Genomic DNA, 11,286 nt, shown 5'->3' on the forward strand with positions numbered 1-11,286 from the left:
CTCTTTCGTGTCCGATTCCCGGCCGAAGCGGGTTCCTGCCAAGCGGTTGAATTACCGCCCCGCTTTCCAGTTCTTCGCTTTCGCGTTTCCCTTTCCGGCGAGTCCGACTCTATCAGGCCTTTTCCCGCTCTCTGACCGGGGTCCCGCGAGCATGCGGAAGCACAATCAGAAGAGTTAGAGTCTGGGCTTGGGAGTCGCCGCCGGTCCCCGACTCGAAGTCGTATGGGGGCCAGGCAGGGGTACGACAGTACAGGCCGCCGTGAGGCGAGGCAAATCGTTTGCGGTGTGCCCCTAGGTCTGTCAACCGGTAGCTCTCGGGCGGAACCGGGACTTCGTATGACTTACGCTGCTGATCAGTACGCCGCCCTCCATCAGCCGTGGCGGTGCCCCTACGGATCCCCACCTCTGAGAGGCTCTCCATGACCACAGTGACGTCCCCTCTTGCCGGCCACGTCATCGGGCTCACCGCAGTTCCCGACCCCGTCTTCTCCGGAGCGATGGTGGGTCCCGGTACCGCGATCGACCCCGTGCGTGAGCCGTCCGAGGCCGTGTCCCCGGTCGACGGCATCGTCGTCTCCCTCCACCCCCACGCCTTCGTCGTCGTCGACGACCAGGGCCACGGCGTGCTGACCCACCTCGGGATCGACACCGTGCAGCTCAACGGCGAGGGCTTCGAGCTCCTCGTGAACAAGGGGGACACCGTGACCCGCGGTCAGGGCATCGTCCGCTGGGACCCGGCGGGCGTCGAGGCCGCCGGCAAGTCGGCGATCTGCCCGGTCGTGGCCCTGGAGGCCACGGCGGAGTCCCTCTCCGAGGTCCGTGAGAACGGCGACGTGAAGGTCGGCGACACTCTCTTCGGCTGGCAGTGACACCCTCGGCGCAGTAACTGGCCAGTCGGGAAATCCACCGCAGTGGCACAGCCACCGCACAATCGGAGACGGGTGAAATGGAGACAACGCTGCGAGGCGTCGGTGTGAGCCACGGTGTGGCGATCGGCGAGGTTCGGCACATGGGTACGGCGGTTCTCGAGCCGCCGGCCAAACAGATTCCCGCGGACGAGGCCGAGCGCGAGCAGGGGCGTGCCCGCCAGGCCGTGGAGGCGGTGGCGGCCGATCTGATCGCGCGCGGCAATCTGGCGGGGGGCGAAGCACAGCACGTGCTGGAGGCCCAGGCCATGATGGCGCAGGACCCCGAGCTGATCGCCGACGTCGAGCGCCGTATCGCTGTCGGGAGCACCGCCGAGCGTGGTGTGTACGACGCGTTCGCCGCGTACCGGGCGCTGCTGGCCAATGCCGGGGAGTACCTCGCGGGGCGCGTCGCCGACCTCGACGACGTACGGAACCGGATCGTGGCGCGGCTGCTCGGTGTTCCGATGCCGGGAGTTCCCGACAGCGATGAGCCGTACGTGCTGATCGCGCGTGACCTCGCTCCCGCCGACACGGCCCTGCTCGACCCCGCGCTGGTGCTCGGTTTCGTGACGGAGGAGGGCGGGCCGACCAGCCACAGCGCCATCCTCGCGCGGGCGCTCGGCGTGCCAGCCGTCGTGGCTCTCCCCGGGGCGGGTGAGATCGCCGAGGGCACCGTCGTGGCGGTGGACGGCAGCACCGGTGAGATCTTCGTCGAGCCGAGCCAGGAGAAGCGCGCCGAGATGGAGAGCGCCTCCGCCGCTCGTAAGGCGGCGCTGTCGGCCGTGACCGGTCCCGGAGCCACCTCCGACGGCCACAAGGTTCCGCTGCTCGCCAACGTCGGCGGCCCCGGCGACGTTCCGGCGGCTCTGGAAGCCGGCGCCGAGGGTGTGGGGCTGTTCCGTACGGAGTTCCTCTTCCTGGACGACAGCAAGCAGGCGCCGTCCGAGGAGAAGCAGATCGCGGCGTACCGCGCGGTGCTGGAGGCGTTCCCGGAGGGGCGTGTCGTGGTGCGGGTGCTGGATGCCGGTGCCGACAAGCCGCTGGACTTCCTGACCCCGGCCGACGAGCCGAACCCGGCGCTGGGTGTGCGGGGTCTGCGCAGCCTGCTGGACCACCCCGATGTGCTGCGGACCCAGCTGACCGCCCTCTCCAGGGCGGCCGAGGGGCTGCCGGTCTACCTCGAGGTCATGGCTCCGATGGTGGCCGACCGCGCCGACGCGAAGGCGTTCGCCGACGCCTGCCGTGAGGCGGGGCTGCAGGCGAAGTTCGGGGCGATGGTGGAGATTCCGTCCGCCGCGCTCAGGGCCCGCTCGATCCTGCAGGAGGTGGAGTTCCTGTCGCTGGGTACCAACGACCTGGCGCAGTACACCTTCGCGGCCGACCGTCAGGTGGGGGCCGTGTCGCGGCTCCAGGACCCGTGGCAGCCCGCGCTGCTCGACCTCGTCGCCCTCTCGGCCGAGGCCGCCAGGGCCGAGGGCAAGAGCTGCGGTGTCTGTGGTGAGGCCGCTTCGGATCCGCTGCTGGCCTGTGTGCTGACCGGTCTGGGTGTCACCTCCCTGTCGATGGGTGCGGCGTCCATTCCCTACGTGCGGGCGACGCTCGCGAAGCACACGCTGGCGCAGTGCGAGCGCGCCGCCTCCGCCGCGCGTGCCGCGGACTCCGCCGACGAGGCGCGGCTCGCCGCGCAGGCGGTGCTGTCGGGCGAGTGACGTCGTACGCCACGAGCGGTCGGTGGTGAGAGATGAGAGAGGGGGTTCCCGCCGGTTCGGTGGGGACCCCCTCTGCCGTGTGGGTCAGCGGTGGGCCTCCGGTTCGTCGGCGCCGATGTCGAATCCCGCGCAGTACTCCACGCCTGATTCCGGCGAGACGGGTTCACCCGTGTCGGCGTCGGTGCAGTAGGCGCTGAAGACCTCTCCGGCCGTGAGCGGGAGGAGAGCGCCCCGGTGCAGACGCCAGCCGTGCACCCGGTCTGGGGTGTCCGGGGCGGTGGTGCGCAGGACGACGCCTCCCTGGGTCTCGAGCGCGACCCCCACGGCGAGCACGGTGGCGAACTCCGCGCCTTCCGACGACGCGAGGCGGGCCGGGCCGTCCATGTCCCGGGCGGTGTGGAGGACGGCGAGGAGCTGTTCGTTCTCCGTGGGTGTGCTGCAGACGAGGTGGTGGGTGCCCGGGCCCGCCGTGTCCAGCAGACGCATCAGCAGGTGGGAGGCCCGGTCGAAGGCGGCCCTCCCGATGTCCTGGCCGCAGTCCGCGCAGTCGCCGAGGCCCGCCAGCAGCATCGTGGCGTACTCCCACGTGGCCCGCCTGACCGCTCGTGAGACGAGCAGCGGGATCAGTGTGTCGATGGGTTGCCCGGTGTACGCGACGGTGGCGCCGGCTGCGGCGATCTCGGCGGTGAACCGGCTGCGGCTCGTGCGTTCGTCGGGTTCCAGGCCGGACTCGGCACAGAACTCCGCGTAGTCCTCGGGGTCGAAGAGGGCGACGGTGGTGTGCATGCCCTGGGCGGCGAGTGTCCGCAGCAGGCCTTCGACCTGCTGGAGGTAGACCGTGTGGTCCTCGAAGGTGAAGGTGCGGTAGTGGCGCATGGCCGCGAAGTCCTCGGCGTCGACCAGGAGGCCGACGGTGCTGGGTGCTTCGCGGCGCAGTGCGCGTCGCATGGATGTTCCGGCGCGCCGCCGGCTGTGTCCGGTCTGCTTGATGTGCGCCATTGTGTCCCCCTGTGCCCTGTCGTTCGATGCTCACTCAGCGTAATCAGGGGGACTGACAACGGCCTGTCCGGTGGTCGGTTCAGCGGCGTGTGCGGGCGAGTTCCTCGTAGAAGCGGAGGAGTTCCAGGTTGTCGATGGAGCCCGCGTTGACCGCCTTGGAAAGGGCTGTGCCCTGGAGGAGCCGCTTGACCGGAACCTCGATGCGCTTGCCGGTCAGGGTGTGCGGAATGCCGGGGACCTCGATGACCTCGTCCGGTACATGGCGAGGGGAGAGGTTCTCGCGGATGGTCCGCTTGATGCTGTCGCGCAGGTCGTCGTCGAGCGTGGCGCCCTCGGCGAGGTGGACGAACAGGGGCATCCAGTAGCCGCCGTCCGGCTCTTCGAGGCCGATGACGAGGGATTCGCGGATCTCGGGGAGCCTCTCGACCGCCTCGTAGATGTCGGCCGACCCCATCCGGACGCCCTGCCTGTTGAGGGTGGAGTCGGAACGGCCGTGGATGATGACCGAGCCGCGGTCGGTGAGGGTGATCCAGTCCCCGTGGCGCCAGACGCCCGGGTACATGTCGAAGTAGCTGTCGTGGTAGCGGCGGCCGTCGGGGTCGTTCCAGAAGCGGACCGGCATGGAGGGCATGGGGGCGGTCACCACGAGCTCGCCGACCTCACCGATGAGCGGCTTGCCCGAGGGGTCCCAGGACTGGAGGTCGGTGCCGAGACAGGGGGCCTGGAGTTCGCCGATGTGGACCGGCAGGGTGGGGACCGCGCCCGCGAAGCAGCTGCAGACGTCGGTGCCGCCGCTGACGGAGGCGATCCACAGGTCCTCGGCCACCTCGTCGTGCAGCCAGCGGAAGCCGTCGGGCGGGAGCGGGGAGCCGGTGGTGGCGACGCACTGGACGCGGCTGAGGTCGTGGTCGCGGCCCGGGTGGACGTCCGCCTTCCGGCAGGCCATGACGTAGGCGGCCGAGGTCCCGAAGAGGGTCGCGCCGGTCTGTTCGGCGACGCGCCACTGGGCCTGGACGTCCGGGTGGCCGGGGCTGCCGTCGTAGAGCACGACGGTGGTGCCGGTGAGCAGGCCGGAGACGAGGAAGTTCCACATCATCCAGCCGGTGGAGGTGTACCAGAAGAACCGGTCGTCGGGGCCGAGGTCGCAGTGCAGCCCGAGCTGCTTGAAGTGTTCGAGGAGGATTCCGCCCTGGGACTGGACGATCGCCTTGGGAAGGCCGGTCGTGCCGGAGGAGTACAGCACCCACAGCGGGTGCTCGAAGGGGACCTGCTCGAAGACCGGTTCGGCGTCGGACGCGGTGAGCGCGGACCATTCGAGGGCGCCTTCGGGCGCGTCCGTGCCGAGGAGCGGGATGTGGACGACCGCGCGCAGGGTGGGGAGTTCACGGCGGAGTTCGGCCACGGTGCCGGTGCGGTCGTGTTCCTTGCCGCCGTAGCGGTAGCCGTCGACGGTGAACAGGACGACGGGTTCGACCTGCTGGAAGCGGTCCAGGACGCTGCGGGCGCCGAAGTCGGGGGCGCAGGAGGTCCACACCGCGCCGACGGCGGCGGTGGCGAGGAACGCGACGACCGCCTGGGGGATGTTGGGGAGGTATCCGCTGACCCGGTCGCCGGGGGTGACGCCGAGCGCGCGCAGCTCGGCGGCCAGTGCGCCGGTCTGGCGCCGGAGTTCGGACCAGCTGACGGCGACCTGGGTGTGGGTCTCGTCGACGTACAGCAGGGCGGGGGCGTCCGCGCGGAGCGGGTCGTCGGCCGTGCGCAGGGCGTGCTCGGCGTAGTTGAGGGTGGCGCCGGGGAACCACTGGGCGCCGGGCATGGTGCGGTCGCCGATGACGGCCTCGTACGGCGTGGAGAAGCGGACGTCGAACCATTCGGCGACGGCCTGCCAGAAGGTGTCCAGTTCGTCGACGGACCAGCGGTGCAGTGCCGCGTAACCGCCGTCGGCGGGTGCTCCGTGGCGCCCGGCCGCCCATCGCTGGAAACGCGTGACGGCCGCTGTCTCGACGCGCTCGGGCTGGGGCTGCCAGAGGGGGGCTTCGCCGGCTGGTGAGGTCATGGAGGCTCCCTGGCCTTTCGGGGTGTACGCGGGGTCTGCGTGCTCGCACGCGCACGGGCTGGGGTGTGCGCGTGAACGGCTGTTACGGACGATGCCATGTGATCGTCGTGTGCACCAGGGTTGCCCTGCCATGGCCGCGTGTCCGGCTGTGTGGTGAAGCCACAGGTGAACGGAAGCTGAACGGAGCACGCATCCGTCCGGACGGATGGCAGGGTGGCCCGCATGGATGGTCGTGACCTGGTGCGTTCGATGAGAATGGTCGGCTCCGTGCAGGGGATGCGCTCGGTGCGCTCGGCCTGGCGGCGCCGGCGGGCGGATGCGCGGGCACTGGCACCGCGCGGTGCGGAGCGGGCACGGGTGCCCGGGCTTCTGATCGGTGCGGAGCCGGGGCCCGGCGGTGGGGTGGTGCGGTTCGCGCGTTCGCGGCTGCGGGTCCGGGTGGCGGTGGGCGGTGCGGTGTTCTGGTCGTGGGACGACGCCGGGCCGTTGCCGTCGTACGCGCTGCCGGGAGACGGGCCGGAGGCCGATACGCGGGCGCGGCTGGAGCCGGACAAGGACGGCGGCTGGCAGGTGGTGTCGGAGCGGCTGACGGTCGCCGTGTCGCGGCACGGGGCGCTGGAGTTGCGTACGCCGGGGGGTGTGGTGCTGCGCCGGGAGTTGCCGCCGCGCTGGTGGGAGCCGGTGGCGGGCGGTCCGGCGCGGTGGGTGCAGCGGTCCGAGGTGCCGGCCGACGCCCGTTTCTTCGGGCTGGGCGGGCGTGCCTCCGGGCCCAGGCTGCGGGAGGGCACGTACCGGCTGTGGAACACCGATCCCGGCGGCCGTTTCGGTCCGGGGGACGATCCGCTGTATCTGACGATGCCGGTGCAGATGGTGGTCTCGGACGCGGGGACCCATCTGGCGTTCCACGACAACTCCTGGGCGGGGCGGGTGACTCTGCGGGAGGGCGAGGAGGGCGAGGGGTCGGGGCACGACCGGCCGGGCGCGTGCGAGGTGCGGATGGAGGGGGGCCCGCTGCGCTGCTGGGTGATGGTGGGGACGCCGGCCAGGGTGCTGCGGGGCTGGACGGAGCTGACGGGGGCGCCCGCGCTGCCGCCGTCGTGGGCGCTGGGTCCGCAGCACGCGCGCTGGGGTTTCGGCGGCGAGCAGGAGGTGCGGCGGATCGCGGCGGGCTACCGGGAGCGGGGGCTGCCGCTGTCGGTGCTGCATCTGGACATCGACCACTACGACGCGCACCAGGTGTTCACGGTCGACCGGGAGCGGTTCCCCGATCTCCCCGGGCTGGCGAAGGAGCTGCGCGAGGACGGCGTCCGGCTGGTGTCGATCGTCGATCCGGCGGTCAAGGCGTCGGTGGGCAACGCGGTGTTCGACAGCGGCATGGAGGTCGGTACGGACGGCGCGTTCGTCCGGGATCCGCAGGGCGTTCCGGTGCTGGGTGAGGTGTGGCCGGGTGCGTGCGTCTATCCGGACTTCACCGATCCGCTGGTGCGCGCGTGGTGGGGTGGGCTGTACGAGGAGCGGCTCGGCCAGGGGTTCTCCGGGGTGTGGCACGACATGAACGAGCCGGTGTCGTTCTCGGCGTTCGGGGATCCGTCGTTGCCGCGTTCGTCCCGGCATTCGCTGGAGGGCCGGGGCGGGGACCACCGGGAGGCCCACAACGTGTACGCGCTCACGATGGCGCGGGCGGGGTACGAGGCGCTGTGCCGGCTGCGTCCCGAGGAGCGGCCGTTCCTGTTCTCGCGTTCGGGCTGGGCGGGGATGCAGCGGTACGGCGGCACCTGGTCCGGTGACGTGGCCACGGGGTGGCCGGGGCTGCGGGCCTCGCTGGCGCTGGTGCTGGGGCTCGGGCTCTGCGGGGTGCCGTACTCGGGGCCGGATGTCGGGGGTTTCGACGGGTCGCCGTCGCCCGAGCTGTATCTGCGCTGGTTCCAGCTGGGCTCGTACCTGCCGTTGTTCCGTACCCATGCGGCCGTCGACGCGGGGCGGCGGGAGCCGTGGGAGTTCGGTCCCGAGGTTCTCGCGCACGCGGGGCGGGCGCTGGAGGAACGGGAGCGGCTGCTTCCGTACTTCGTGACGCTGGCGCAGCTGGCGCGGCTGACCGGTGCGCCGTATGTGCGGCCGGTGTGGTGGGGTGCGCCGGGGGACCGTGCGCTGCGGGACTGCGAGGACGCGTTCCTGCTGGGTGACGCGCTGCTGGTCGCGCCGGTGCTGGAGGAGGGGGCGGGGCGCCGGGCGGTGCGGCTGCCGCGCGGGCGGTGGTACGACACGGCGACCGGGCGGGCGTACGAGGGGCCGGGGCAGGTGGTGGTGGACGCGCCGCTGTCACGGATTCCGGTGCTGGCGCGGGCGGGTGCGGTGATTCCGGTGCGGGGTGCTGAGGGGGGTCTCGAACTGGAGGTGTGGGCTCCGTCTCCGGGGCGTTCCGGCGGCGGCCTGGTCGTACGGGACGTGGGTGACGGGTGGGAGCGTGCGGAGGTGGAGCGCTACACGTCGCGTGTCGCCGGGGGCCGGGTGGTGGTCGAGCGGGACGGGGAGGAGGAGCTGGTGCCGTATCCGGTCCGGGTGCGGGGGCTGCCGGCTCAGCCGTAGGCGCCGTCGAACCAGGAGCGGACGGCCTGGGTGTGCAGGGGGAAGGCGAGCGTCTCCGGGGTGCGCAGGACGGCGTACCCGGAGGTCTCGTCCGTGGGTGCGGAGGGCGGGAGTTCCCCGGCGGGACGTGGCGGGAGCAGGCCGAAGAGCAGGAGGTGGCCGTCCGGGGAGCTCAGGGCGTCGGCGAGGCGTACGTCCGTCCCGTCGGCAGGGATGCCGGTCTCCTCGCGCAGTTCGCGTACGACGGCGTGGCGCCAGTCCTCGTCCTGGTCGATGTAGCCGCCGGGCAGCGCGATACCGCCCCGTTGCGGGTCGATGGTGCGGGTGATGACCACGAGGCCGGTGGTGTGCGGTCCGGTAACGGGCAGCAGGGCGACGGCTACGGGCAGCGGGTTGCGGTAGGCGGTGTGACCGCAGGCCGTGCAGGTGCGGGGCCAGGCGTCGGTGGCGTACGGGGCCCCGCAGTTGCCGCAGTGGGAGTCCTTCACGGGCGGGACTGTATCCGATGGCTCTTCTCCTGCGGCCCCGGAGCTGATAGACGGTGTGCCCATGACAGGAACTGTTCGTCTTCTCCGTGCCCTGGCCGCCGCGGGCGCCGCTCTGCTCGCCGTGACCGCTGCCGCCCCCGTGGCGGCGGCCCGCCCCGACCCGAAGGCTCCCCCGGAGTTCGTCGACCTCCGCTCCGTCGATCCGACGATCATCACGGAGATGCGCTACCCCACCGCGCACAACTTCATGGGAGAGCCGGTGGACGGCTACCGGCAGCCCGTCTGCATCCTGACCCGTCCCGCCGCCCGCGCGCTGCGCACCGCCCAGCGGAGTCTCCTGCGGCAGGGGTACTCGCTCAAGGTGTACGACTGCTACCGGCCGCAGCGTGCCGTGGACCACTTCGTCCGCTGGGCGGAGGATCTCGACGACCAGGCCATGAAGGCGGAGTTCTATCCGTCGGTGGACAAGACGCGTCTGTTCGAGGACGGTTACATCGCGGAGAAATCCGGTCACAGCCGGGGCAGCACGGTGGATCTCACCCTGGTGAAGCTGCCGGCGCTGCCGACCAGGCCGTACGTGCCCGGCGAGAAGCTCGCTCCGTGCTACGGGCCCAAGGCCGAGCGCTTCCCCGACAACTCGGTGGACATGGGGACGGGGTTCGACTGCTTCGACACCCTGTCGCACACGGACGACCCGCGGGTGCGGGGGGCGCAGCGCGCCAACCGGCAGTTCCTCAAGGAGACGCTGACGGGCCTGGGCTTCGTGAATCTGGCCGAGGAGTGGTGGCACTTCACGTACAAGCCCGAGCTCTTCCCGGACACGTACTTCGACTTCCCGGTGGCCAGGCGCTCCGTGGCGGGGCACTGAGGCACCGGGCACCGGGTCGAGGACGACCCGGGCGGAGAACGGGCGGAGAGCGAGGACGAACGGGCGACCAGGACCACCCCCGTGGGCTCCGGCCGCCCGTTCTCCTTATCGGACGCGGAACTGCCGTGTCCGGTTGCCGGCCGAGCGATTACGGTGCCTTCATGCCACAGCAGACGTTCGATTCGTACGAAGAGTTCTGGCCCTACTACGTCGCCATGCACTCCAGGGCGGCCACGCGATGGGTCCATCTGACCGGGACACTGACCGGCCTCGCGGTCTCGGCGTACGGTCTGGCGCGCGGCCGCAGGCGCTACGCGCTGGCGCTGCCCCTCATCGGTTACGGGACCGCGTGGCCCGCGCACTTCCTCATCGAGGGGAACAACCCGGCGACGTTCGGGCACCCCGCGTGGTCGCTGCGCGGTGACGCGCAGATGATCCGGATGATGCTCGCCGGCCGCGACGCCGAGCTGGCGCGGACGGCGGCGGAGTGGCTCGCCGAGAACCCGCGGGCCTGAGCGCGCGCACAGGGTTGACGAGCCGTCACCCCGGGTGAAGACTGACGTCCCCCCACACACCGTACGCGCGGTCCGTACCCCGGTCGGCGGGGGTACGGGCCGCGTCACGTGCGGCGGCCCGCCGTCACGTCGTGGCGGGTTCCCTGAGCCGGTCGGCACGCACCATGGCGTGCTCCACGACCGCGACGAGCACATCCCGTACGGACGCCCGGTCGCGCGCGTCGCAGAGCAGCACGGGCACCTCGGGGTCGAGGTCGAGTGCCGCCCGGACCGTCTCGGTGGGGAACTGCTCCGCGCCCTCGAAGAGGTTGACGGCGACCGTGAACGGGATCGCCCGGCGCTCGAAGTAGTCGACCGCCGCGAAACAGTCCTCCAGCCTCCGGGTGTCGGCCAGGACCACCGCGCCCAGGGCGCCCTGGGCCAGCTCGTCCCAGAGGAACCAGAAACGGTCCTGCCCGGGCGTCCCGAACAGATAGAGGACCAGGTCCTCGCGCAGGGTGATCCGGCCGAAGTCCATGGCCACCGTGGTGGTGCTCTTGCCCTCCACCCCCGCCACGTCGTCGACGGGCCGGCCGGCCTCGCTCAGCCTCTCCTCCGTGCGCAGCGGTCTGATCTCGCTGACCGCGCCCACCAGGGTCGTCTTGCCCACGCCGAAGCCGCCCGCGACCAGGATTTTCAGGGTGACGGGCTCGACGGGCCGCTTCCTGCGGCTAGAGCGCCCGAAGGCCATTGATCACCTCGCGAAGAATGCTCTCGTCCGGCAGCTCGGCCGGCGGAACAGGACGGGTGACGTGCACCAGCTCGTCCTCGACGAGGTCACCGACCAGGACCCGGACCACCCCGACGGGGAGGTCGAGTCCGGAGGCGAGCTCGGCGATCGACTGGGGCATGTCGCTGCACAGTTCGACGATCTCCACGTGTTCCGGGGAGAGCGTCTGGTCCCGGCCGGGATCGTCGGCCGCCGGTTCGGGGATGACGATCGCGATCAGGTCGAGACGATGACGGGACGCGCTGCTGGTACGCCCCCGGGTCATCGCGTAGGGCCGGACCACCGGGCCCGCTTCGGCGTCGTACCAGCGCGAGGAACCCGCTTCGCCGGAAGCGGGCGGTGATCCGGGCGCGGTGTCCCGGAAGGAGTCAGCGCTCATCCCCCCGCC

The 11,286-nt window shown here is 71.5% G+C and carries 10 protein-coding genes; 5 read left to right on the top strand and 5 right to left on the bottom strand.

The window, feature by feature from the left end; genetic code table 11:
* The first annotated feature begins 419 nt into the window (after positions 1–419).
* Complete coding sequence (locus tag ACZ607_RS26700; RefSeq protein WP_469738569.1) at positions 420–869, top strand: PTS sugar transporter subunit IIA; 450 nt, start codon at positions 420–422, stop codon at positions 867–869.
* A 77-nt stretch (positions 870–946) separates the two neighbouring features.
* Entirely contained in the window at positions 947–2,617 is a 1,671-nt protein-coding gene (gene ptsP, locus ACZ607_RS26705; protein ID WP_443291279.1) for a phosphoenolpyruvate--protein phosphotransferase, read from the top strand.
* Between the two features lie 84 nt (positions 2,618–2,701).
* Here the strand turns inward: ptsP and ACZ607_RS26710 are convergent, their stop codons facing one another.
* Positions 2,702–3,616 (bottom strand): hypothetical protein, encoded by a 915-nt coding sequence (locus tag ACZ607_RS26710; protein ID WP_469738571.1) that lies wholly within the window; start codon positions 3,614–3,616, stop codon positions 2,702–2,704.
* A 79-nt stretch (positions 3,617–3,695) separates the two neighbouring features.
* Entirely contained in the window at positions 3,696–5,672 is a 1,977-nt protein-coding gene (locus tag ACZ607_RS26715; RefSeq protein WP_469738573.1) for an acetoacetate--CoA ligase, read from the bottom strand.
* Positions 5,673–5,894: 222 nt separating this feature from the next.
* On the opposite strand from ACZ607_RS26715, the gene ACZ607_RS26720 reads away from it, so the two are divergent.
* Complete coding sequence (locus ACZ607_RS26720; RefSeq protein WP_469738575.1) at positions 5,895–8,258, top strand: glycoside hydrolase family 31 protein; 2,364 nt, start codon at positions 5,895–5,897, stop codon at positions 8,256–8,258.
* On the opposite strand, the gene ACZ607_RS26725 is transcribed toward ACZ607_RS26720, so the two are convergent.
* Positions 8,249–8,746, bottom strand: coding sequence for an NUDIX domain-containing protein (locus ACZ607_RS26725; protein WP_469738577.1), 498 nt, complete (start codon positions 8,744–8,746; stop codon positions 8,249–8,251). The two genes, ACZ607_RS26720 and ACZ607_RS26725, sit on opposite strands and share 10 nt — an antisense overlap.
* Positions 8,747–8,807: 61 nt before the next feature.
* On the opposite strand from ACZ607_RS26725, the gene ACZ607_RS26730 reads away from it, so the two are divergent.
* Together ACZ607_RS26730 and ACZ607_RS26735 are read left to right on the top strand one after the other, a co-directional pair.
* On the top strand, positions 8,808–9,614 hold the full coding sequence (locus ACZ607_RS26730; RefSeq protein WP_469738579.1) for a M15 family metallopeptidase: 807 nt from the start codon (positions 8,808–8,810) through the stop codon (positions 9,612–9,614).
* A gap of 161 nt (positions 9,615–9,775) precedes the next feature.
* A complete protein-coding gene (locus tag ACZ607_RS26735) occupies positions 9,776–10,129 on the top strand; it encodes an Mpo1-like protein (protein WP_469738581.1) in 354 nt (117 codons plus the stop codon).
* A 124-nt stretch (positions 10,130–10,253) separates the two neighbouring features.
* Here the strand turns inward: ACZ607_RS26735 and ACZ607_RS26740 are convergent, their stop codons facing one another.
* The gene (locus tag ACZ607_RS26740; RefSeq protein ID WP_099176974.1) at positions 10,254–10,859 is read right to left on the bottom strand and encodes a GTP-binding protein; all 606 of its coding nucleotides are present in this window, start codon (positions 10,857–10,859) and stop codon (positions 10,254–10,256) included.
* Positions 10,840–11,277: a DUF742 domain-containing protein gene (locus ACZ607_RS26745; protein WP_099176973.1), complete on the bottom strand. Its 438-nt coding sequence runs from the start codon at positions 11,275–11,277 to the stop codon at positions 10,840–10,842. The genes ACZ607_RS26740 and ACZ607_RS26745 overlap by 20 nt, the downstream gene beginning before the upstream one ends.
* Positions 11,278–11,286 lie beyond the last annotated feature (9 nt).

It is taken from the genome of Streptomyces sp. NPDC104381 (assembly GCF_055583745.1).

Coding starts and splice junctions, on each gene's coding strand:
- ACZ607_RS26740 (WP_099176974.1), bottom strand. CDS start 10,859: ATGGCCTTCGGGCGCTCTAGCCGCAGGAAGCGGCCCGTCGAGCCCGTC.
- ACZ607_RS26700 (WP_469738569.1), top strand. CDS start 420: ATGACCACAGTGACGTCCCCTCTTGCCGGCCACGTCATCGGGCTCACC.
- ACZ607_RS26720 (WP_469738575.1), top strand. CDS start 5,895: ATGGATGGTCGTGACCTGGTGCGTTCGATGAGAATGGTCGGCTCCGTG.
- ptsP (WP_443291279.1), top strand. CDS start 947: ATGGAGACAACGCTGCGAGGCGTCGGTGTGAGCCACGGTGTGGCGATC.
- ACZ607_RS26745 (WP_099176973.1), bottom strand. CDS start 11,277: ATGAGCGCTGACTCCTTCCGGGACACCGCGCCCGGATCACCGCCCGCT.
- ACZ607_RS26735 (WP_469738581.1), top strand. CDS start 9,776: ATGCCACAGCAGACGTTCGATTCGTACGAAGAGTTCTGGCCCTACTAC.
- ACZ607_RS26710 (WP_469738571.1), bottom strand. CDS start 3,616: ATGGCGCACATCAAGCAGACCGGACACAGCCGGCGGCGCGCCGGAACA.
- ACZ607_RS26730 (WP_469738579.1), top strand. CDS start 8,808: ATGACAGGAACTGTTCGTCTTCTCCGTGCCCTGGCCGCCGCGGGCGCC.
- ACZ607_RS26715 (WP_469738573.1), bottom strand. CDS start 5,672: ATGACCTCACCAGCCGGCGAAGCCCCCCTCTGGCAGCCCCAGCCCGAG.